The sequence below is a fragment of the Agrobacterium cavarae genome, assembly GCF_004310285.1.
Classification (GTDB): domain Bacteria; phylum Pseudomonadota; class Alphaproteobacteria; order Rhizobiales; family Rhizobiaceae; genus Agrobacterium; species Agrobacterium cavarae.
This window is the reverse complement of sequence record NZ_SISF01000033.1, coordinates 206,665-229,826: the sequence shown is the minus strand read 5'-3', so window position 1 is coordinate 229,826 and position 23,162 is coordinate 206,665. Positions and strand designations below refer to the sequence as shown.

General features: G+C 57.9%; 18 protein-coding genes. 8 read left to right on the top strand and 10 right to left on the bottom strand.

Annotated features, from left to right (window positions below; genetic code table 11):
- The first annotated feature begins 151 nt into the window (after window positions 1-151).
- Window positions 152-1,825, top strand: a complete 1,674-nt coding sequence (gene bglA / locus EYC79_RS19455; RefSeq protein WP_130979195.1) for a beta-galactosidase BglA — start codon at window positions 152-154, stop codon at window positions 1,823-1,825.
- A gap of 25 nt (window positions 1,826-1,850) precedes the next feature.
- Here the strand turns inward: bglA and EYC79_RS19450 are convergent, their stop codons facing one another.
- From EYC79_RS19450 to EYC79_RS19440, 3 genes are all read right to left on the bottom strand, one after another.
- Window positions 1,851-2,804: an HD-GYP domain-containing protein gene (locus EYC79_RS19450; protein ID WP_112955141.1), complete on the bottom strand. Its 954-nt coding sequence runs from the start codon at window positions 2,802-2,804 to the stop codon at window positions 1,851-1,853.
- A 137-nt stretch (window positions 2,805-2,941) separates the two neighbouring features.
- The gene (ade, locus tag EYC79_RS19445) at window positions 2,942-4,648 is read right to left on the bottom strand and encodes an adenine deaminase (protein ID WP_130979193.1); all 1,707 of its coding nucleotides are present in this window, start codon (window positions 4,646-4,648) and stop codon (window positions 2,942-2,944) included.
- A 163-nt stretch (window positions 4,649-4,811) separates the two neighbouring features.
- Complete coding sequence (locus EYC79_RS19440; RefSeq protein ID WP_130979191.1) at window positions 4,812-5,918, bottom strand: branched-chain amino acid ABC transporter substrate-binding protein; 1,107 nt, start codon at window positions 5,916-5,918, stop codon at window positions 4,812-4,814.
- Window positions 5,919-6,221: 303 nt separating this feature from the next.
- On the opposite strand from EYC79_RS19440, the gene EYC79_RS19435 reads away from it, so the two are divergent.
- The gene (locus EYC79_RS19435; protein WP_130979381.1) at window positions 6,222-7,391 is read left to right on the top strand and encodes a DUF3095 domain-containing protein; all 1,170 of its coding nucleotides are present in this window, start codon (window positions 6,222-6,224) and stop codon (window positions 7,389-7,391) included.
- Window positions 7,392-7,667: 276 nt separating this feature from the next.
- On the opposite strand, the gene EYC79_RS19430 is transcribed toward EYC79_RS19435, so the two are convergent.
- The 4 genes from EYC79_RS19430 to EYC79_RS19415 form a co-directional block, all read right to left on the bottom strand.
- On the bottom strand, window positions 7,668-7,985 hold the full coding sequence (locus tag EYC79_RS19430) for an ArsR/SmtB family transcription factor (protein WP_116492093.1): 318 nt from the start codon (window positions 7,983-7,985) through the stop codon (window positions 7,668-7,670).
- Between the two features lie 469 nt (window positions 7,986-8,454).
- On the bottom strand, window positions 8,455-9,501 hold the full coding sequence (gene choV / locus EYC79_RS19425) for a choline ABC transporter ATP-binding protein (protein ID WP_113180618.1): 1,047 nt from the start codon (window positions 9,499-9,501) through the stop codon (window positions 8,455-8,457).
- A complete protein-coding gene (choW, locus tag EYC79_RS19420) occupies window positions 9,498-10,349 on the bottom strand; it encodes a choline ABC transporter permease subunit (RefSeq protein WP_062426336.1) in 852 nt (283 codons plus the stop codon). The genes choV and choW overlap by 4 nt, the downstream gene beginning before the upstream one ends.
- A gap of 93 nt (window positions 10,350-10,442) precedes the next feature.
- Entirely contained in the window at window positions 10,443-11,402 is a 960-nt protein-coding gene (locus tag EYC79_RS19415) for a choline ABC transporter substrate-binding protein (RefSeq protein WP_130979189.1), read from the bottom strand.
- A gap of 294 nt (window positions 11,403-11,696) precedes the next feature.
- On the opposite strand from EYC79_RS19415, the gene EYC79_RS19410 reads away from it, so the two are divergent.
- From EYC79_RS19410 to EYC79_RS19395, 4 genes are all read left to right on the top strand, one after another.
- Window positions 11,697-12,278 carry a thymidine kinase gene (locus tag EYC79_RS19410; protein ID WP_130979187.1) on the top strand — a complete coding sequence of 194 codons (582 nt, stop codon included), beginning with the start codon at window positions 11,697-11,699 and terminating at the stop codon, window positions 12,276-12,278.
- A 110-nt stretch (window positions 12,279-12,388) separates the two neighbouring features.
- Window positions 12,389-12,838: a pseudoazurin gene (locus tag EYC79_RS19405; protein ID WP_130979186.1), complete on the top strand. Its 450-nt coding sequence runs from the start codon at window positions 12,389-12,391 to the stop codon at window positions 12,836-12,838.
- A gap of 198 nt (window positions 12,839-13,036) precedes the next feature.
- Entirely contained in the window at window positions 13,037-14,068 is a 1,032-nt protein-coding gene (locus EYC79_RS19400) for a hypothetical protein (protein ID WP_130979184.1), read from the top strand.
- A gap of 105 nt (window positions 14,069-14,173) precedes the next feature.
- Entirely contained in the window at window positions 14,174-15,373 is a 1,200-nt protein-coding gene (locus tag EYC79_RS19395; protein ID WP_130979182.1) for a DUF2333 family protein, read from the top strand.
- A gap of 152 nt (window positions 15,374-15,525) precedes the next feature.
- Here EYC79_RS19395 and EYC79_RS19390 read toward each other — a convergent pair whose 3' ends face one another.
- Complete coding sequence (locus EYC79_RS19390) at window positions 15,526-16,200, bottom strand: helix-turn-helix transcriptional regulator (RefSeq protein WP_062440187.1); 675 nt, start codon at window positions 16,198-16,200, stop codon at window positions 15,526-15,528.
- Between the two features lie 317 nt (window positions 16,201-16,517).
- On the bottom strand, window positions 16,518-17,039 hold the full coding sequence (locus EYC79_RS19385) for a TIGR00645 family protein (protein WP_062426342.1): 522 nt from the start codon (window positions 17,037-17,039) through the stop codon (window positions 16,518-16,520).
- Window positions 17,040-17,403: 364 nt separating this feature from the next.
- Here EYC79_RS19385 and EYC79_RS19380 point away from each other — a divergent pair, with 364 nt between their 5' ends.
- The gene (locus EYC79_RS19380; RefSeq protein ID WP_130979180.1) at window positions 17,404-19,632 is read left to right on the top strand and encodes a TonB-dependent hemoglobin/transferrin/lactoferrin family receptor; all 2,229 of its coding nucleotides are present in this window, start codon (window positions 17,404-17,406) and stop codon (window positions 19,630-19,632) included.
- Window positions 19,633-19,700: 68 nt separating this feature from the next.
- On the opposite strand, the gene EYC79_RS19375 is transcribed toward EYC79_RS19380, so the two are convergent.
- A complete protein-coding gene (locus EYC79_RS19375; RefSeq protein ID WP_113262275.1) occupies window positions 19,701-20,651 on the bottom strand; it encodes an extensin-like domain-containing protein in 951 nt (316 codons plus the stop codon).
- A gap of 296 nt (window positions 20,652-20,947) precedes the next feature.
- Here EYC79_RS19375 and EYC79_RS19370 point away from each other — a divergent pair, with 296 nt between their 5' ends.
- Window positions 20,948-23,137: an anthranilate synthase gene (locus EYC79_RS19370; RefSeq protein WP_113262274.1), complete on the top strand. Its 2,190-nt coding sequence runs from the start codon at window positions 20,948-20,950 to the stop codon at window positions 23,135-23,137.
- Window positions 23,138-23,162 lie beyond the last annotated feature (25 nt).

The window sequence follows — 23,162 nt, the reverse complement described above, 5'->3', positions numbered from 1 at the left end:
TCGTGACGCTTCGCCATTACGACGCTAAGGCCAGGCTTGCAAGGGCGGCGAAAGCCGATTGCGTGTCTCTTCTCACATTCGACAAGCATTGGCCGTTTACGGATCAATCCGGGCTTTATATGGTTGGGCAGCTTCACTTTGGAGATCGTTCATGCCGCAAGCCTTGTCTACCACCGGACACAAAGTTCACGATGCAGACTGGTGGAGGGGAGCGGTCATATATCAGGTCTATCCACGCTCGTTTCAGGATACGACGGGGGACGGTTTCGGTGACCTGGCGGGGATTACCAAGCATCTGCCCTATATCCATGCGCTTGGTGTGGATGGCATCTGGCTCTCGCCCTTCTTTACTTCGCCCATGGCGGATATGGGCTACGATGTTTCCGATTACTGCAATGTCGATCCGCTGTTCGGGACGCTTGCAGATTTCGATGAACTGATCACAGAGGCGCACAAGCTCGGAATAAAGGTCATCATCGACCAGGTGATCTCGCACACATCCGATCAGCATCCCTGGTTCAAGGAAAGCCGGACAAGCCGCACCAATGCGAAAGCGGACTGGTATGTCTGGGCAAACCCGAAGCCGGATGGAACGGCGCCCACCAACTGGCTCTCGGTCTTTGGCGGTCCGGCCTGGGAATGGGACGGTGTGCGCAAGCAATATTACATGCACAACTTCCTCGGCTCGCAGCCGGATCTCAATTTTCATAATCCGGACGTGCAGGATGCGCTTCTGGACACCGTCAGGTTCTGGCTGGAGCGGGGTGTCGACGGCTTCAGGCTGGATACGGTCAACTACTACTTCCACGACAAGCTGTTGCGCGACAACCCGCCGCATGAGCCGGATAGCGACGATGCCGGTCTCGATGCGCCGGACGTCAATCCCTACGGCATGCAGAGCCATCTCTACGACAAGACGCAGGTGGAGAACCTCGCCTTCCTCAAGCGCTTCCGCGCTCTGCTGGATGAGTATGAGGGACGCATGACGGTGGGCGAGGTGGGCGATGGTGCGCGCTCACTCAAAACCGTCGCCGCCTATACGGCGGATAATGACAAGCTCAACATGTGCTACACATTCGACCTGTTGGGGCCGGATTTCACCGCCAGCCATATTCGCGGTGCCGTCGATGGCTTTCAGAAAGCCGTGACCGATGGTTGGGTCTGCTGGGCTTTTTCCAACCACGACGTTGTCCGTCATCTCAGCCGCTTTGCCGAAAATGTGGAAGAGCAGATCCGCGTGGCAAAGCTTGCCGTCTGCGTGCTGGCATCCCTGCGCGGCTCCATCTGCCTTTATCAGGGTGAAGAGTTGGCGCTGACGGAGGCGGATCTTGCTTTCGAGGATCTGCGCGATCCTTACGGCATTCGCTTCTGGCCGGCTTTCAAGGGCCGCGATGGGTGCCGCACGCCGATGGTGTGGGAGACGGGCAAGCCGCATGCCGGTTTCACTGCCGCCGAAAAGCCGTGGCTGCCGGTTCCTTACGCCCATGCCATGCTGGCGGCGGATGGGCAGGAGCGGAAATCGGACTCGGTTCTCAATCATTACAAGGCGATGCTGGCCTTCCGTCGCAGCCATGCGGGCCTTCGCGATGGCGACCTGGCGTTTCTCGATACGAATCAGGATCTGCTCGTCTTCACACGTGAGAAGAACGGCGAGAGCCTGCTCTTCGTCTTCAACCTGACGCGTCAGCCAGCCGATTTTCGCCTGCCGCCGGAGTTTCGCGTCGTCGAGCATCTGGCAATGCCCGGGTTTGAGCCGGCCTTCGATATCGATATGGTGAAGCTGGAGCCACTGGATGCGTTCTGCGCACGGATCGAGCGGTCGTAATTCATTGGATCACTGACATGCGGTCTCAGAGGAGGCCCTTCGTCATGTCGGTGTCGAGGCTGAGAATGAAGCGGCGCAGCAATGTCCTGTCGAACTGGCCCTCGCGATCCATCATCCAGGACAGAGCCTGCTGTGAGGACCAGCCCTTCTTATAGGAACGGGCAGATGTGAGGGCATCGAACACATCGCAGATCGTGCTCATGCGCACCTCCGGGCTGATCTGCGCGCCTGAGAGACCCTGCGGATAGCCTCTGCCATCAATCCGCTCATGATGGTATCGACAGATATCCAGTACCAGTTCCGGCATATCCGATTGTTTTTGCAGAATCTTGTAGCCAAGCTCGGGATGTTGCTCGACGTATAATCGCTCTTCGGCGGTGAGCGGCCCCTGCTTGTGCAGAACCTCCCGCGGGATGGAAAGCTTGCCGACATCGTGTAGGATTCCGGCAATGCAGAGCTGCTGAACCACGGCCTCATCCATTTCCAGCGATCGGGCAAAATGCGTGAGCAGCGCCGCAACGGACAACGAATGGACAAAGGTTGCGGTATCGCGTGACCGAAGGCGTGAGATCCCGATGTAAAGACCAGGGTTTTCGTCCATTGCCCGGCCGATATCGTCCGCAAGCGGCGCAAATGCATCGATGGCGATATCGCGACCGTCAAACACACCCTCGATGAGGCTTTTCGCTTCATCGGCCTGTGCGCTTATCTTTTGTGCGACGCGGCTCTTGTCTTCCTTGCTGGCAGTCCTGATCGTTTTCGGCACCGCACCGTCAACACCAGTGTCCGGGGCATTCGTGCCGAGCGCAGTGTTGATAAAAACACCGCTGATCTCACCATTCACGATGGCGGAGAGTTGCTTGGCGTTCTTTACGGTGAAACGGCGGCCAACAGCAGGGTCATCCTGCCAGGGGCCTTCTATGCCCTCGACAAACATGCCGATCTTGACTTGCTTTTTGTCGATGCGTTTGATGACCAAAGATTTCCTCCAGGTCGCCGGTCATTGAACGATCATCATATATACTTCCTCAGGCCTTAATTTACTATGATTTTGGCGCGCGCGGGAAATAGAATTAGACTATTTACTTATGATTGTCTCCGCGAGCAGGCACGTGTTCATCCTTCAGCCGTGATGAGCTTGAAAAGATCGACATCCACCAGGCCCTTATCGGAAATCTTCAGGTGAGGTATGACGGGAAGAGGCAGGAACGCCACCTGAAGGAAGGGTTCTTCCAGTGTCGTGCCCAGCGCATAGGCCGCTTGGCGCAGGGTGTGCAGCGTGTCGCGCACGGTCTCATAGGGCTCCAGGCTCATCAGACCGGCAACGGGTAGGGCGATCTCGCCGGTGATCCTGCCGTTTTCCGCCACGACGAAGCCGCCCTTGATCTCTCCGAGACGATTGGCAGCGAGCGCCATGTCGTCTTCGCTGACGCCCACGACGCAGATATTGTGGCTGTCATGGCCGACGGTGGAGGCGATGGCGCCCTTCTTCAGGCCAAAGCCCTGAACGAAGCCGTTGGCGTGATTGCCGTTCTTGCCGTGCCGCTCGATGACGGCCACCTTGATGATGTCGTTGTCGAGATCGACGCTCGTCTGGTTGCCGTCGCTCGGTAGCTTGTAGCGGCGATGTTCGGTGATGATTTTGCCCGGCAATACGCCGAGAACGGACGTCTTACCTTCCGTTACCGGCACGCCAAAATGGGCGGCGAGCACCCGCCTTGCCTTGACGCTGTCGAGACCGACGGGAGCAACCGATTTGCGGGTGGCGAAAAGCGCGTCCGTGACGCGTCTGCCGGCGGAGAAGACCATGGAGGCCTTGCAGTTCTGCAGCGTGTCGATCACCACCAGATCGGCGCGCCAACCGGGCGCGACGAGGCCACGATCTCGCAAGCCGAAGGCTTTGGCTGCCGAAATCGATGCGGCGCGGTAGACGGCCAGCGGCTGAACGCCATTGGCGATGGCAGTGCGGATCATATAGTCCAGATGACCCTGTTCGGCGATATCGAGGGGATTGCGGTCATCGGTGCAGAGCGCCAGATAGGGCGACAGGCGCTCGGTGATGATCGGCATCAGCGCGTGCAGGTCTTTCGATACCGACCCTTCACGGACCAGAATATGCACGCCCTTGCGGATCTTTTCGAGCGCTTCCTTGGCGCTGGTGCATTCATGTTCGGTGCGGATGCCGGTCGAGAGATAGCCGTTAAGCCCGGTGCCGGACAGAAGCGGCGCGTGGCCGTCGATATGCTGTCCCTGAAACGCCTCGAGTTTCGCGATGCAGATCGGATCCTTATGGATCACGCCGGGAAAATTCATGAATTCCGCAAGGCCTATGACCTGTGGATGATCGCGGAAAGGCAGGAGCTTTTCGATCGGCAGATCCGCGCCAGCGGTTTCCAGATGGGTGGCGGGCACGCAGGAGGAAAGCTGCACGCGGATATCCATGATCGTCTCAAGCGAGGAATCCAGGAAGAACTGGATACCCTCCGCGCCGAGCACGTTGGCGATTTCATGCGGATCGCAGATCACGGTCGTCACACCATAGGGCAGGACGCAGCGGTCGAATTCGTGCGGCGTGACGAGCGAAGATTCGATGTGAAGATGCGTGTCGATGAAGCCCGGCACGACGATCTTGCCGGAGATGTCGATCTCCTCGACGCCGTGATAGGTCTCACAGGTGCCAACGATCGTGTCGCCGCAGATCGCAATATCGGAAGCGACGAGTTCGCCCGTGACCAGATCGAAGAAGCGTCCGCCCTTCAGAACGATATCCGCCTTCTCACGTCCGGTTCCCTGGTCGATCTTGCGTTCGAGTTTCGATACCACGCGTCACCTCATTTCGATTCTGTGCCTTGCGACAATTAAGCCTGGAAAGCGCTTTTCATGCAAAAAGAAAACCGGGCGCGTTGAGCGCGCCCGGTTCGATCAGCTTGTCTTTCGGTTGCGGTCACCATCCTCGCGCTCGATCAGCGGAGGAGGGCGCAGCACCTTATTCGGCCGAAACGATCTTGCCGCCCTGCCACTTGTAGAGCGAGAAAGCCTGGGAGGTGAGGTCGCCTGTTTCGCCATAGGTCAGCTTGCCGATGGCTGTCGGGATCGGCTCGCCGCCCTTCAGCGCCGTGGCAACCGCTTCGGAATCCTTAGCAGAGCCAGCCTTTTCGATGCCGGCTTTGAGAACTTCCACGGCGGCATAGGCATTCAGGGTGAAGGCTTCGGCCGGAATGTTGGCGGCCTTCAACGCGTCAGCGGCTGCCTTGGAGTCTGCGCTCTTCGTTGCGTCGGCAGCATTGGTGAAGATGGTGCCATCTGCCGCGGTGCCGCCGATATTGGCGAATTCGGAGTTGGAAAGGCCGTCACCGGCAATCACTGTTGCCTTCGCGCCGATGTCGTGCAGCTGGCGTACCAGAAGACCGGCTTCCGGATGGTAACCGCCGAAATAGACGACGTCCACGCCCTCGGACTTGAGACGGGCGGTGAGCGCGCTCAGATCCTTTTCGCCCGGTGTCAGCGCGTCATACATGACTTCCGTCACGCCGCCGGCATTCAAGGTCTTCTTGAAGGCGTCGGCAAGGCCTTTACCGTAAGCGCCCTTGTCGTGGATGATGGCGATCTGACGGTCCTTAAGCTGCGCCAGAACGAACTTCGCAGCCACTTCAGCCTGCTGGTCGTCACGACCGCAGGTGCGGAAGATGTTTGTCAGGCCGCGATTGGTGAGGTCCGGTGCCGTTGCTGTGGGTGTGACCATGACGACGCCATTTTCAGCGAAAACGTCGGAGGCCGGAATGGCAACGCCGGACGTGACCGGGCCGACGACGAATTTGATGCCGTCTGCAACCAGCTGGTTGGCGGCGGAAACGCCCTGCTTGGGTTCGCCGGCATCATCGGCAAGCTTCAGCACGACCTTCTCGCCGAGAATGCCGCCATTCTTGTTGATGACGTCGACGGCAGTCTGCGCGCCGTTCTTCACCTGGTCGCCGTAAGCGGCAACCGGACCCGTGAGCGGCGCCACGAGACCGATGACGATCTCGGCATGCGCTGCGGGTGCAAAGGCCACGGAGGCGGCAAGCGCCAGGCCGGTCAAAATCTTGATTTTCATTCATTTCTCCTTGGGTTGGGCGCATCGCCCGATTCGGCCCGATACCGGCAATGTGCTCGCTGATACGAGGCGCCGTTCGTCAGGCAAAGGAGTGCCGTTTCACATTTGAATTCCGTACCCCAGTCTTGCTTTGTGACAAGGCGGTGGCGATTTAGCAAGTCGTGTTTGATCTGGAAGCGGCGCGTGGACGTAAAAGCCCTTGTAAAAGCTATGTGATCGCCGCCACAGTAGGGAGGCGAGGTTTGGTCTATGACAGCGCGATAAAGACTGGCTTTTCCATCAGGCGGGGAGGATATTATGACGATGCTGTCGTCCGATGAAGAATTTCTGTCCCACCTGCCTGTCTTTCGACATTTCGAAGATGTCGCTGAGCCGGAACTCTATCGTCCGCTTCCCGATGGCTGGGCGCTGGCGCTTGCCGACATCGTCGATTCCACCGATGCCATTGCGCAAGGCCGGTACAAGTCCGTCAATATGGCGGGTGCTGGCGTCATCTCCGGCATCCTCAACGCCTTGGCGCGCCATGATCTGCCCTTTGTTTTCGGCGGCGATGGTGCGGCTGTCGCCGTGCCGCCGCAGGCGATCGAAGCATCGCGCGCGGCGCTCTCGAAAGTCCGGCGGTGGGTGAGCGAGGATCTTGGTCTGACGCTGCGTGCAGCACTCGTGCCATTGACGGAAATCAGGGCCAATGGGCTGGATGTGCGCGTTGCGCGGTTTCAGGCGAGCGATGACGTGTCCTATGCCATGTTCTCCGGTGGCGGCAACAACTGGGCGGACATGCAGATGAAGGGCGGGCACTATCTTGTCGACGAGGCGGAGGCAGGCGACAGGCCTGATCTTTCCGGCCTGTCGTGCCGATGGAATCCCATACAGGCGCGCTATGGTGCGGTGGTGTCGATCATCGCCACCCCACGTCCGGGCGGAGACATGGCGGCCTTCCGTCGGCTGGTTGCCGATATCGTCACACTTGCGAATGAAGACGGTCGCGAAGGCCACCCCGTGCCTGTCGAGGGGCCGGCACTCGGCTTCATTCGTGAGGGGCTGGTGATGGAGGCCAAAGCGCTGTCCGGTCTCGGTGATCGCGTGTCGCAGTTTCGCAAAGGCTGTTGGGTGGCGTTCCAGACCGTTCTGATCACGGTGCTCTACTGGCTGCGAAAGCCGGTGGGGCGCTTCGACCCTGTTCAGTACAAGACGACTGTCGCGAGCAATACGGACTTTCGTAAGTTTGATGACGGGCTGAAGATGACGATCGATGTGGATGCAGACCGGCTTTCTCGCATCAAGGCACGGCTGGAAGGTGCGGAGCGTGACGGTGTCTGCTTTTATGGATTGCATGAGCAGGATGCGGCCCTGATGACCTGCGTCGTCCCGTCACCACTGTCACGCGATCACATGCATTTTGTCGATGGGGCTGCCGGTGGCTATGCACGCGCGGCGCAGATGCTGAAAGAGCGTTCGGCGTCATCGGTCTGAACGGTCGAGGTGCCTGCGTGGCTTGAGCACTAAACACTCATCTGGAGCGCCGCGCACCCCGGCTCCGGGCTTCTAAAGCGCGTTGCGATCTTTCAGATTCGCTCTTTGCGCTTTAGGTCTTTGGTTTGTCGCAGGTCGGTGTCGCAAAACCGCTGAACAGTTTTGCTTTTACCATGCTTTAAAGCGCCGTGCGGCCTATTGGGCGCATAAAGACGCTTTACCTTTTTGATCGTGCTTTTCGAAGATCGAACTCGATGTTCGGGCCGATGCTGTCGATCAGGCCGCGGACTTGCTGTCGCTCTGCGCGCAGTAAATTTCTTCCAGCGATGCCAGGATCTTCTTCACCGAGTCCGACGTGCTGGAATAATAGATCGTCTGTGCATCGCGGCGCGTCTTGACGAGGCGTTGTGCACGAAGCTTGGAGAGATGCTGAGACAAGGCCGACTGGCTGAGGCCTACCTGTGTTGCCAGAACGCCGACAGGAACTTCACCCTCGACCAAGCTGCAAAGGATCATCAGCCTTTTGGGATTAGCCATTGCCGACAGAAGACCTGCTGCAACATTAGCTTGGTCTGATAAGGTCTGCGTCGTCATTTCCAGTCTCCTAAATTCGAAGCCGCCCCTGGCTTTCTAGTCCGGCAACGAATTGCCCCATGCGTCAAGTTTTACCAACATGGTCGCGAGACTGTATATACCTAAATCTAAGGTAAAGGCCACGCTTTATTAGAAGTGTCGTAATTTAGGCACTCATTATCTCGCAAGGCTGTTTTGGAGTATTATTTTCTGCTAAAAATCGTAAGTAACGCGAACGAAGAAATGATTAATGTCAAATCCGGTCAAAAATAATATTTTTTTATTCTTCGTAATTTTGACTGATGTAGTCATATTTTAATCTCAAATCTCGGCATGTCCCAAATCTAGTAGTGTGTGCGTTGCGGGGTGAGGGAAAGAAAGCAGCGCAGGCCTGTCGGGCCAACGCTGCTTCGAATGCCGTGGTATTGAAAAGATCCCGTTCTTTGGGATCAGCCCGCCATTGGCTGGTTGTCCTCCAGCCAGGCAGAATTTAGACGTTGCGGTGACGCGTCAGTCCTCGGACGATGTCTTCCGAGGTGATGGTGCCAATGACGGCACCCTGTTCGACGACGCCGATCGTGCCGGGCTGTCTCGCCATGGCATCGAGAATGTCGATCAAGGGCAAAGAAGGGCGAGCCGTGGCCACGACCGGGCTGTTGCCGTTATCGACTGCCACGCCGCGCCGCATCACGTCGGCGGCCGTCAGCATGGAAATCGGGTTCATGTTCTGGACGAAATCCGCAACATACTGGGTGGCGGGGTTACGCACGATCTCCTGCGGCGTGCCGCACTGGATGATGCGTCCACCCTCCATCATGGCGATGCGATTGCCGATGCGGAAGGCCTCGTCCAGATCGTGGCTGACGAAGAGGATCGTTTTCTTCAGCCTGCTTTGAAACTCCAGCAGCTCTTCCTGAAGTCGGCTGCGGATCAGCGGGTCGAGGGCTGAGAACGGCTCGTCCATCAAGAGGATCGGCGCGCCGGTCGCAAAAGCGCGGGCAAGACCCACACGCTGCTGCATGCCGCCGGAAAGCTCGCCCACCTTGCGCTCGGCCCAGTCCGACAGATTGACGAGTTCGAGCTGTTCGGCAACGCGCTTCTTGCGCTCGGCCTCCCGCACGCCGGAAAGCTCCAGCCCGAAGCCGACATTATCGGCAACATTGCGCCAGGGCAGGAGTCCGAACTGCTGAAAGACCATGGAGACGGTGCGGGAGCGAAGATCGCGCAGCACCTTGGACGATGCACGATAGGGATCGACATAGCCCGTATCGGTCTTGACGCTGACACTGCCGCGCACCACCGGGGCAAGGCGGTTGACGGCGCGCAGCAGCGTGGATTTGCCGGAGCCCGACAGCCCCATGAGGACGAGGATTTCGCCCTCCTTGACCGAGAGGGAGGCATTGGCAACGCCAAGCACCAGACCGGTCTCTTTGTTGATTTCGCTGCGGGTCCGCTCCGCATCGATCAGCGGAAGCGCAAGGTGAGGATTGTCGCCGAAGACGATATCGACATTTCCGAAGATGATCGCGTCACTCATACTTCATCCTCCGAGCCTGGCAGGCGAAAGAGCCGGTCAAGAATGATCGCCACGATGACGATACAGAGACCCGCTTCGAAGCCCATGGCAATGTTGACCGTATTTAGCGCGCGCACCACCGGCACGCCAAGGCCGTTGGCGCCGACAAGAGCGGAGATCACCACCATGGAAAGCGATAGCATGATGGTCTGTGTCAGCCCCGCCATGATCTGCGGCATGGCAAAGGGCAGTTCCACCTTGCGCAGCACCTGGGAGGGCGTGGCGCCGAAGGCGACGGCCGCCTCCACCAGCGCCGGCGGCGTGGAAATGATGCCAAGTCGCGTGAGACGGATGGGAGCGGGGACGGAGAAGATCACTGTTGCGATCAGGCCCGGCACCATGCCGAGACCGAAGAGCACCAGTGCCGGGATCAGATAGACGAAGGTCGGGATCGTCTGCATCAAATCCAGAACGGGACGCATGAAGCTGTAGACCCATTTGCGCCGTGCGGCGAGAATGCCGAGCGGGACGCCGATCAGCATACAGACGGAGCTTGCCGCGATCACGAGCGCCAGCGTCTCGGTGGTTGCTTTCCAATATCCGAGATTGATGATGAGAAGCAGGCCAAGGGCTGTGAAGAGCGGCATTCCGATGGAGCGTCGCATCCAGGCGGAGAGCGCGGTCAAAAGCGCCACGATGATAAGAGGGTGGGGCGCCTGCAGCAGGTAGAGGATAGCGTCGATAACGCTTCCGAAAATAAAGGCTAACCAATCAAAAAAGAAAGAAAGATTTGTGGTCAGCCAGTCAACTGCCTCTTTGGCGTAACGACCGACCGGTAAACGATTTTGGGGTGCACTGAGCCATTCCACGGTAAGATTTTGCCTTTCGTGAACGGGTTCATCTGTTCGGCTTCCGACGCTTGGAAGGTCGGAGGCCGGGCGTAGCAGGCGGGTAACCGGCCTTTACAGGCCGATATTCTTCTTGGCTGCAGCCAGCGCGTCGCCGCTGCCGTCCTTGGTCTTGACGCCTGCGAGCCATGGCTCGATGGCGCTCGGGTTTGCCTTTAGCCATGCGGTGGCTGCGGCTTCACCTTCCATGCCGTCATTCAAGATTTTGCCCATGATCTCGTTTTCCATGGGAAGCGAGAATTGCAGGTTCTTGATGAAGGTGCCGACATTCGGGCATTCGTCCAGATAGCCCTTGCGCACGTTCGTGTAGATCGTCGCGCCGCCAAGGTTCGGACCGAAGACGTCGTCGCCGCCTGTCAGATAGGTCATCTTGAAATTGGAGTTCATCGGGTGGGGTTCCCAACCGAGGAACACGATGGGCTCGCCAGCCTTATCGGCACGCGCCACCTGCGCCAGCATGCCCTGCTCGGAGGATTCCACCACCTGGAAGTCCTTCAGGCCGAAGGTGTCCTTCTCGACCATGCCGAGAATCAGGCGGTTGCCGTCATTGCCCGGCTCGATGCCATAAATCTTGCCGCCGAGCTGGTCGCTGTGGGGTGCGATATCCTTGAAGTCCTTGATGCCGAGTTCGGCACCCTTGGCATTGGTGGCAAGCGTATATTTTGCACCCGTCAAGTTTTCGCGCACCGTCTCGACCGACTTGTCTTCGCGGTAAGGTTTGATATCGCCTTCCATCGTCGGCATCCAGTTGCCGAGGAAGACGTCGATGTCCTGGTTTTTCAACGACGTATAGGTCACCGGAACGGAGAGGATTTTCACGTCGGTGTCGTAGCCGAGGCTTTTCAGAATGACGGAGGCTGTGGCGGTCGTCGCGGTGATGTCGGTCCAGCCGACGTCGGAGAAGCGGACGGTTCCGCAGCTTGCCGGTTCGGCAGCCTGTGCGCTGGCGGAAAAGACGGCGATTGCGGAAATTGCCGCGGCAAGAGCCAGACAGCGACGTTGATGTGCAAGCATTGCTTACTCCCTTTTTTGTTCCCTTATCATTATCAATATCCGCCAATCACAATCAACTCATGCGCATTTGCGTGAGCGGCGGTGTTGTTTGCGACATTGTACACTATCAGCCGCGACGAACAGAATTTCTATTCGAATCGGGTTTCGACCCTAAAGCTGTGACTTTCGTTCGGACACCCTTCCTTCTGTGGGTTCTGCGGGGCAAAAGAGCCTGAAACCTGATTCTTTTGTTGTCATTTGTCTTTTCGGGATAACCGGTTTCCCGCTTATCCCTGACAGACTTTAGAGGGCATGATGGCCAAGCTCTATTTCAATTACTCCGCGATGAATGCCGGAAAATCCACCATGCTCCTGCAGGCGTCCTACAATTATCAGGAGCGCGGAATGCGGACCCTGATCTTCACCGCCGCCTTCGACAACCGGGCCGGTGTGGGAAAGGTGGCCTCGCGCATCGGCCTGTCGTCGGATGCGATGATCTTTGAAGACAGCACGGATATTTTCGCCGAGGTGGCGCGCTTGCATGACGAGGAGCCGGTCGCCTGCGTCTTCGTCGACGAGGCGAATTTTCTCTCCGAACACCACGTCTGGCAGCTCGCCATGATTGCCGACAGGCTGAACATTCCGGTGATGACCTATGGTCTACGGACGGATTTTCAGGGCAAGCTTTTTCCCGCTTCCAAGGAGCTTCTTGCGATTGCCGACGAGCTTCGGGAAATCCGCACCATCTGCCATTGCGGCCGCAAGGCAACGATGGTGGCGCGCTTCGATGAAAGCGGCAAGGTGGTGAAGGAGGGCGCGCAGATCGATGTGGGGGGCAACGAAAAATACGTCTCCTTCTGCCGCCGTCACTGGGTGGAGGCCGTTCAAGACGCCTGAGCCGCGCGTTCTGCTGCGTTTGATTTTGGTCAAAGAAGGCAGGTGCGTGGGGGAGTAGGACCTGGCGTGGAAAGACCGCATCCGGCGGTTCCACTTCAGGAGTAAGCGCAATGCAAAGTTACGTTCTTCGTCTTCTCACAGCCGCTGCCATTGCCGGCTTCTTCACCTTTCCGGCCGCTGCCGCCGAAATCGAGATCAAGATGCTGAACAAGGGCGCAGATGGGCAGGCCATGGTGTTCGAGCCCGCAGCCGTGAAAGCAAATGTTGGCGATGTCATCACCTTCGTTCCGGTCGACAAGGGTCACGATGCCGCTTCGATCAAGGAACTGGTGCCGGAGGGTGTGGCGGAAGCCAAGGGCAAGATGAATGAGACGCTGAAGGTGACGGTCGACAGGCAAGGCGCTTATGTCTTCAAGTGCACGCCGCATTTCGGCATGGGCATGGTGGCGCTTGTGGTCGTTGGCGATCAGCCTGCCAATCTGGATGCGGTGAAGGCTGGCAAGATGCCGAAGAAGGCGCGTGAGAGACTGGATGCGGAACTGGCAAAGCTCAACCTATAAGCCTGCCTTCCTTCAAGCTCTCGCATTGAGATGAGGCCGTTCGTGGATATATGAAACGAGCGGCCTTATGCGTGTCGCGATCTTTCAGATTCGCTCCCCGCGTCGGCTCTTGTTTTGTCGCATGTCGTTTTTGCAAAACCGCTGCACAGTTTTGCGCGACATGCTTTAGTGCCCCATCGATTCGGGAGAGAACCTGCCATGGCGAAGACGCCGCCCCTTGAGAGCGAGATTGAAAAGGCCAAGGCGGCGATCAGCGACACACGCGCAGCCGAGGTCAGCCTGTTCCAACAATTCTCGGCACTCTTTGGCGCAGATGGGGCGGATGACAAGGCGCAGGTCAGTCATGAGCGCGAGCGTCAGGCGCTCGATTCCCTCCTTGCACGCTATGATGAGGTTGAGAAGACTCTCGCCAATCTCACGCTCTACCTTTCCGGCGACATCGAAAAATGCTTCGAACGTTTTGACGCCGCCAGTGAACGGACGCGCTATGAGAATTTCGTCGCCTTCTTCTCGCGCAACAGGGCGACGAAGCTTCAGGCCGAACGGGTGAAGACGTTTGCGATCGCCGGGACCTTGAAGCGGCTGCTGTTTCTTTCGGACGATGTGGCCGTGCTTCTGGCGAACGAGAAAGCTGCCGCTTCGGAGCTTTACGAGAGATGCGAAGCGCCGCTGACTGCGATGATGGAGAAGCGCCGCCAGTCGGCAGCCGAGATCGAGGCTGGGCGTCAGCGGTTGAAGGAGATCAATGCGTCGCTCGCAACCGTGCAATGGAAGCTTGGCAGTGTGACGGATGACAAGCGCCGCGCTTCACTGGAATCCGAACGGGAAAGCCTGTCGCTTGAACTGGAAGAACAGGAAAAATCCTATCAGGTTTTGAGAACCCGCCACCAGCGTCTGGAAGACCAGATCCAGCTGCAGGAATCGCTGTCGCAAAGCGCAACCCAGCGGCTTTCGGCACATGCCATGCTCTACAACATGCTGTCGCTGGCGATGGAGCGCGCCATCCAACTCTACGGCGCCGTGACCATGACGCTTGACGGGCTGATGCGGGAAATTGAAAAAGACACGTCGCCACATCCCCATCTTCTCGATCTTCTCAGGATCCACGCACACAACGCCATCACGCTCGATGATATCGACAAGCGCAAGGCCCCCGTCAGCGAGGCTTTTGTCCGTCGCTACAGAATAGAACGATCCCGTATCGTGGCAATTGAAGGTGCTGCGCGGTAAAAAGATACCTTTGCTGCGTTGTATCCATCGCGCGCGCACCTATCTGAGAACGAAGCTGTACTCGCAGAGGAGTGGGCCGTTGACTGACAATCGAGAGAGGTGGGTATGCTTGATTCCGTTTCGGCGTTCTTCAGACGTGTTTTCAGCGCGCTTGGACGAGGCCTGTCGGTTCTTGGCGCGGCGCTGATCTGGCCGTTCCGCGCCAGACAAGGATCTGCCGGCCCGCGGGCATGGATGGTACAGGCACCGCTTGCCGTCGGCCTCGTGCTCATCTTCGGTCTCTATGGCTACTTCATCTGGCAAACCCAGGTCTGGACGAACTTCAATCCGGATTACGTCAACGACTACAAGCTTTCGACCCGCACGGTCGGAGCAGGGCAGGAGTTGCCTGCCACGCCTGCGACAGTGCCTCAAGCGCAAACAGAGGCGCAGCCCACGACCGAGGGGGCCGCAACAGCGCCGGCCCCAGTTGCCGCAGCTCAGGCTGCTCGCAGTTGCCAGCCATCCGCCACCGTCGATGTTGCAGCAGGGCTTATCGATTTCAATGTCGATCAGAATGCCTGGATTTCTTCAATGCTGCTCTACAAGCTTGGCCTCTTCGGCGTCGATTGGGACAGTACGCCGTTTCTGGACAACAAGGCCTCCTTCCAGCGCGGCGTGAACCAGGCCGTTCGCCGTACCGCGGTGGAGCTAGTCGATACGCTCGGTCGTGTGCGCGGCACGTCCGGCATCAACAACGACCTGCAGAATGCCCGTGGCAATCTGCAGTATGATGAGTATTCCTGGTATTTCGGTCTGAGCCCCTTCGGCCCGAAGACGCCGACGCCAAGCTACTACCGTTCGGCCGCAGACAGTCTGCGCAAGTTCAACACCAGTCTTGCTCAATGCGCCTCTGTCTTCGATACGCGTGCGGACAACCTCATCCAGTTCATCGATCGCATCGCCAACGATATTGGCGGCACTTCCGCAATCCTTCGCGAGCGTTCCGAGAATTATAATGGCGGCTGGTTCGACACGCGCGCCGACGATCGCTTCTGGTTCGCTTATGGCCAGCTTTACGGTTACTACGGCATCCTCTCAGCCGCTGGCGCGGATTTCCAGCAGGTCATTCGCGAGCGAAACGTGACCAGCTTGTGGAACGATACATTGGCGCAGACGCGGGCAGCCCTTCGCATTCAGCCCTTCATCATCTCCAATGGCGATGAAAGCGGGTGGATCATGCCATCGCATCTGGCGACCATGGGCTTCTATGTACTGAGAGTGCGCTCCAACCTTGTAGAGTTGCGTTCCGTGCTGGACCGCTGAGCTCAGGAGCTTAGCCTGCGCTCCGACTGGATAGCGGAGCGCTTGAGCCGGCCCTGAAACGACTAAGTGGTTGTGCGGCTGGCACGCTCCGTCAAGCGAAGACGTAAAGCGTCAGGAGCGAGCCGCGACATCGCGCAGCGTTTCGATCATGATCAGCTGATCACTTTCAGCCGGATCGCCTTGGCGACGAGCTGGGTCCGGTTGACGCAATCCAGCTTCTTGATCGCATTGTTCAAATAGGCGTTGATCGTGTGGTCGGACAGCGAAAGGATCTGTCCGATCTCGGAGGATGTCTTTCCGTGAGACGTCCACCGGATGACTTCGATCTCGCGCTTCGTCAGCGTTTTCGGCGCCACCAGTTCCGCCTTGCGAATACGATCATAAACGTCGAAGGCATGGATGGCGACAATGCCCAGCTCATTGAGCACATTCTGACTGGGCTTTGGCGAATCTCCTTCGAAGCGCAGAACGTATCGACGACCGTTGAGACAGTTGATGGGCGCGATCACGCCACTGACGAGCCCGTATTGCACCATCAAGTTCTTCAACTCCGCGCTATAGGGCGGCACGGGAATGTCGTCTTCGAAGCACCAATATTGCGGCATCGATGAATTGGCAATTTTTGCCAGGATGGGGCAATCCGGCAGTTTGCGATGCTGATCGACGCTGCGAATGAAGTTGACCGGGACAGTCGTTTCCAGCACCACCGGAGCCAGAAGGTCGTCGCCCTGGGTCGGCACCTTCATCAGCGTGGTGTGGGTGAAGCCGAATGTTTTGGTGAGACGGGAGACGGTCTGCAGCCACTCAGGACGACTTTGGGAGGCCACTATCTCCTGACTGAATACAGACTGCCGTTCCAGTGTTGTCATGGTGATTACATTCGATAAGGTTTATATGTTAACATCAAGAAATATACGAACGGCAACAAATTTCCACCCCTAATTTCCAATAGTCCCAACTTTGGTTAGCACGGTGTTTTTCTAATCGTTTGAATATCTTGATTATTGGAGCGATTGAACTCACGACTTTCAAAGTCGCGTGGTTTGCTCGACCACCGGCTTCTCGCCTTGTGCCTGTCTAAGCGTGCCCGCGTGTCGCGCAAAACTGCTGCACGTTTTTGCGCGACACGATTTGATCGACGAGATCAAAGATCGAGATCGGCCTTGCCGGGCTTCGGCTTGTTCATCAGCTTTTCCAGGAAACCCAACATCACGGCAGAGATGACGAAAGCGAGGTGGATGATGGTGAACCACATCAGCTTGCTGTCGGAATACTGGTTGGCGTTCAGGAAGATCTGCAACAAATGGATCGAGGAGATCGCCACGATTGAGGAGGCGACCTTGATCTTGAGACTGCCGGCGTCGAGCTTTCCGAGGAACGATACCTCATCGTCCGCTTCATCAAAGCGGCTGACGAAGTTCTCATAGCCGGAGATCATTACCATCACGATAAGGCTTGCCACCAGCGCCGCGTCAATCAAGGCCAGCATGGCGAGAATCATGTCCGCATCCGTGTAGACGAAGACGTTCTGGGCGATCTTCAGAAACTTCAGTGCGAAGGAAAAAGCGTAGACGGCAAGTGCTGCCACGAGTCCAAAATAGAAGACGACGAGGATCCAGCGGCTTGAGAGAATGATTCGTTCAATAATGAGTTCAAGTGATTTCATGTCAGCGGGGCGCCCTTGGCTCGCGTTGAGATAATGTGCGTATTCGTAAAGCGGTGATTTAAGCGGAAAAGACCGATCTTCAAGACCATAGCATGCTGCACATTCTGTTTATCACGGGATGTTTTACGGTGGACCGAGCCTGAGGTCGCCGCACGTTCGGCGTCACAATTTTGCAACAATATGGTCCTCGCAAAATGGTGAGTGTTATAATCATATTTATTATGTTGACTCACATAATCAGGTTTTCTAATTCTCCCCCAGCGGCTCAGCCGTCACATTTCAGCACATATCCGTCGAGCTAGCCTTGAGGCTGTAGCGCGCACCGTCGCGCTTGCCTCTTGCTGTCCGACATCAGGGGGTCATCATGCTTATCCGCGGTTCTCAATCCGCCTTGTTCGTCTGCACGGCGCTGGCGCTTGTGCTCAATAGCGTTGGCGCGCAGGCGCAGACCGTGTCTCCGCAGGACGGACAAGAGCCCACTGTGCTGAAACGGATTACCATCAAGGGCGCGCGCGTTGCGTCGGGTAACCCGGCGGCGAACGCAGCGTCCGATACGCCGCTTGCGAGCGTGACGACGGCAGACGAGATCCGCAAGAAGGACATCAGCAATCTGCGCGATCTCGGCAATACGACGGAGCCTGGGGTGGATTTCACCGAGAGCAAGCCAGGCAAGGTGGGCGGGTTGTTCATCCGCGGTCTCGGTGGTCCACGCATCGTTACGCTGCTGGACGGAATCCCGGTATCGTCCTTCGGCAACCTCGTGCGTTCAGGTCCATCGTCTCCGACGACGGGCTTGAGTGACGGTGCAAACACGTTCGACTTTGCAGCGCTCTCGGCTGTCGATGTTGTGCGCGGCGCGGATTCGAGCCGGATCGGTCCAGGTGCCATGGGCGGCGCGCTGGTGCTGAGAACGCTTGAACCGGAAGACCTGATAGACCCAGAAAAGGGCTGGGGCGGCGTGGCGAAGCTTGGCTATGACAGCTCCGACAAGAGCCTCGGTGGTTCGCTGGCGGTTGCGAAAAAGATCGAGAACACTTCGGTGTTGTTCCAAGGCGCTTACAAGAAGGGTCATGAGCGCGACAACCTCGGCAAGCAAGACATTGACGGCTTCCAGCGGACCGCGCCAAACCCTGCCGATTTCGATCAGAAGAATGTCATGGCCAAGGTCCGTCAGGATCTTGCTGGTGGGCATCGCATTGGCGTGACTGCAGAGCGCTATGATCTCGATACCGATTTCGACCTGAGAACAATGCAGAGCCCCACAGTCGTCATATCCGGCGGGCGTCCTGCTACGACCTATCTGCCCGGTCAGGGCTGGGGTGAGGAAAACACCCACCGCGACCGCGTATCTTTCGATTATAGCTACGAGGCGGAGAGCGAAGACTCCGTTATCGACGCGGCCAATGCAACGATCTTCTGGCAAAAGCTGACCAAAGAAGCTGGATCGGATGGCCTGCGCACCAGCGATTCCGCTCGATACATGAGACACAACAGGGTGGAGGAAAACTCCTACGGTCTGACGGGCAACACCATCTCGCGTTTCGATGCCGGCTCTCTCGACCACGAAATTCGCTTTGGCGGCACGCTGCAGTTTTTCCAGACCGAACAATATCTGGCAGGTCTGCCCGCAAGCGCTGCCGTCAACAAGCCAGATATGCCGGATGTGGATGGCAAGAAGCTTGGCATCTATCTCGATGATCGTATCGGTTTTGGCGATAGCGGTTTTGCTTTGACCCCGGGCGTGCGCTTCGATTGGTATGATTATGATCCGCAAACGACGGCCGGTTACAACGGCGCATTGACACCAAAGAGCGGGACGCGCCTCTCGCCGAAAGTGTTGGCGACATATCAAGTCACGCCTGAAACCGAGCTTTTCGCGCAATGGTCGATGACATATCGGCCACCAACGATCGATGAGTATTACATCTACTTCCCCAATATCGGCTACGAGGTTCGCGGCAATCCGGACCTGAAACCAGAGACCGGGCAGGGGTTCGAGGTCGGCGCGAATTATGAGAGCGGCGATCTTTCTGGAAAAGTCACCGTATTCCATAACCGCTACTCGAACTTCATCGAGGACTACACCGTCTCACAGGCGCCGCTCGTCATGTCATGGCGCAATGTCGATAAGGCGCAGATTTCTGGTATCGAGCTAAAAACCCGCAAGGAGTTTGCAAACGGGCTTTTCCTCAACGGCTCTATTGCCTACGCCTATGGACGAAACAGCACTGATAAATCCTATCTACGATCCGTTGCGCCGTTCAAGGCGGTGGCAGGCGTCGGCTATGATCAGGATATTTGGGGCGTCGAATTGTCCGGCATCTTCTCAGCACCAATGCCCAACGATAACAATCCCAACACGTTCGATGCGCCGGGCTACGGCATCGCCAACCTGACGGGCTGGTGGGAGCCGGAACAGTTGAACGGCCTTCGCATCCAGGCTGGCGTCTACAATATTTTCGACAAGAAATATTGGAACGCCGTTGCCGCTCGCGACGTCAACCCGACGGCACAATCCAGCGGCAATCAGCCGGTCGATTTCTACACCGAGGCGGGAAGGTCGTTTAAGGTCTCTCTGACCAAGACGTTCTGATCAGGTTCTCCCAGATCGATAGGGTGGCGCGGAAGCGCCACCGTTTCAACTGAACTACGCCGCGATTTTTACCGGCAATACAAATAACCGCCCTTTCGCTCCAGCACATCCAGATGCAGATGGTCCTGATGGGTCGCGTCGCTTCCGGGCGACAGGACAGTGCGGAAGAAGAGGCAGGCGGCGGTGGTGATGGTGCGTTGGAAGGCGCCTTCCATGGTGCCGTCCTCGGTGCGCGGTTTCATCACCAGGGGCTCGCCCTTGTCGAAGGTCATGGTCGCAATGTCGACGGCGTTGCCCTTGGCATGTTCCGACATCTTGCCTGTCGCCGCGCTGTTGCGATTGCGGCAGATATAGGTGGAGGCATTGCCAAAGGCCGTGACCTGACGGTCGGGCATGGCGATCTTGGCGGTGGGGATGACTACGTCCTTTGTCCAGCGGGAAAGCGCAAGGGCTGCCTCGCAGCGCATCGTTCCCTTCGGCTCGAGTTTGATGCCGGGCAGAACCGCGGAGACCTCAAGGGGTGAGGCAATGCCGCAGCCGTCTTCTTCGCCCTTGATCGGCTCGATCTCCCGAAACTCGGCGCCGAGCTCTTTCAGTTGAGACAGGCAGGCCTTCAGCTCTTCCTGGTTCTCTTGCATCACCGGTTCGGGCGCGGGCTCGTCGGCTTTCTTCTCTTCAGTGGGCTTTTCCTCGGTCGGCTTTGCATCGCCGGGCTTGCCTTGTTCGGCTTTGTCGGCCTCCGGCTTTCCATCCTCGGACTTCTTCTCCTCCGGCGTGTTGCTTTCGCTCGGTGACGCATCTTGGGGCTCTGGCGTCTGAGGTTTTTCCTGCGGCTTAGGCACCGTGTTCTCTGGTGGTGGCGAGACCTGCTCGGGAGCCTTCTCGTTCTTCTCCGGCGAGGTCGCCTTTTCAGGCGTTTCCTGCTGTGGCTTTGCTTCCGGAACGGGAACCTGTTTTGGCGGTTCGGATGCGGCAATCAGCAGCGATGCCGCTGCCAGAATGAAGAAACGGTGAAGCATGTCGGTCTGTCGCCCTCTGTCGCGCAGATGGTTGCGCAAAAGCGAGAACGCGCCAACGGGCGATACGGTTCAGGAACGGCCCGCAAATCCGCTTGCCAAGCGGCTTTATTGCCGCTAACAATTTCGCCCATGAACACAACATCGAAGAACATTGCGATCTGGTGGTGGGGCAGCTGAGGCGGCCTTGACCAGTCATGTTCACACGACACGTCCAAGCCGCCCGAAATTTCAGGCGGCTTTTTTGTTATTCTGCCGCCGGTCATCATCGGGTCTAAAACACGGGAACTGCAGGTAAAATGGTTACAATCACTCAGGATGACGGTTCGGAAATCTACGAGACGAAGGGCGGCATCAAGGTCTCGCGCAAGCGTCGCGCAGCCGATTACGCTAGCGCAATCGACAGCTATGTCGATGGTCTGGACTCCCGTCGCGGCGCGGTCTTCTCGTCTAATTATGAATATCCTGGCCGCTACACGCGCTGGGATACCGCCATCATCGATCCTCCGCTTGGCATTTCCTCTTTCGGCCGCAAGATGTGGATCGAAGCCTATAACGGCCGCGGCGAGGTCCTGCTTTCCTTCATTGCAAAGAAGCTGAAAGCAACGCCGGATCTGACGCTTGGTGCGTTGACCGCCCGCCGTCTCGATCTGACGGTCAACGAGCCGGACCGCGTCTTTACCGAGGAAGAGCGTTCCAAAATTCCGACCGTCTTCACCCCGCTTCGTGCCATTGTCGATCTGTTCTATTCCAATGCGGATTCGGCCATCGGCCTTTTCGGTGCCTTCGGCTACGATCTCGCCTTCCAGTTCGATGCCATCAAGCTCTCGCTGCAGCGCCCGGAAGACCAGCGCGACATGGTGCTCTTCCTGCCGGATGAAATTCTGGTGGTGGATCACTATTCCGCCAAAGCCTGGATCGACCGCTACGACTTCGAGAAGGCCGGGCTGACGACCGAGGGCAAGTCGGAAGAGACCGAGGCCGAGCCATTCAAGACCACTGATGCGATCCCGCCGCGCGGTGATCATCATCCTGGCGAATATTCCGAACTGGTGATCAAGGCGAAAGAAAGCTTCCGCCGTGGCGACCTCTTCGAAGTGGTGCCAGGCCAGAAATTCATGGAGCGCTGCGACAGCAATCCATCGGCGATTTCCCGACGATTGAAGGCGATCAACCCGTCGCCCTATTCCTTCTTCATCAATCTCGGCCATCAGGAATATCTGGTCGGTGCATCGCCGGAAATGTTTGTGCGTGTCTCCGGTCGTCGTATCGAGACCTGCCCGATTTCGGGCACCATCAAGCGCGGTGACGATCCGATTGCCGATAGCGAGCAGATCCTCAAGCTGTTGAATTCGAAGAAGGACGAGTCCGAACTCACCATGTGCTCGGATGTCGACCGCAACGACAAGAGCCGTGTGTGCGAGCCGGGCTCCGTCAAGGTCATCGGCCGTCGCCAGATCGAGATGTATTCGCGCCTCATCCACACGGTGGACCATATCGAGGGACGCCTGCGCGACGACATGGATGCATTCGACGGCTTCCTCAGCCACGCCTGGGCTGTAACGGTGACGGGGGCGCCAAAGCTTTGGGCGATGCGTTTCATCGAAAACCATGAAAAGAGCCCGCGTGCATGGTATGGTGGCGCCATCGGCATGGTTGGCTTCAACGGCGACATGAATACGGGCCTGACGCTGCGCACCATCCGCATCAAGGATGGCATTGCGGAAGTGCGGGCAGGGGCGACGCTATTGAACGATTCCATTCCACAGGAAGAAGAAGCGGAAACCGAACTGAAGGCATCGGCCATGATTGCAGCCATTCGCGATGCGAAAGCCCAGAATTCGACCGTCGGCAAGCGTGATGCGGCCAAAGTCGGAACGGGCGTGAAGATCCTGCTGGTCGATCACGAAGACAGCTTCGTGCATACTCTGGCAAATTACTTCCGGCAGACGGGTGCGACGGTCTCGACCGTTCGCACACCGGTTCCGGCGGAAATCTTCGATCGCTTCCAGCCGGATCTCGTGGTTCTCTCACCCGGACCGGGCAACCCCGGCGATTTCGATTGCAAGGCGACGATCAAGGCTGCCCGTGCGCGCGAGTTGCCGATCTTCGGCGTCTGCCTCGGGCTCCAGGCGCTGGCCGAAGCCTATGGCGGCGAGCTTCGCCAACTGGCGATCCCGATGCACGGCAAGCCCTCGCGCATCCGCGTTCTGGAGCCGGGCCTTGTCTTTTCCGGTCTGGGCCGCGAAGTCACCGTCGGTCGTTACCACTCGATCTTTGCCGATCCGGCCACGCTTCACCGCGATTTCATGATCACGGCGGAAAGCGAAGACGGCACGATCATGGGCATCGAGCACACGAAGGAGCCGGTGGCAGCGGTGCAGTTCCACCCGGAATCGATCATGACGCTTGGCGGCGATGCCGGTATGCGGATGATCGAGAATGTGGTGACGCATCTGGTGCGCAAGGCGAAGACCAAGGCTGCGTGATCATTTGAAATCTTTTGGCGGCGAC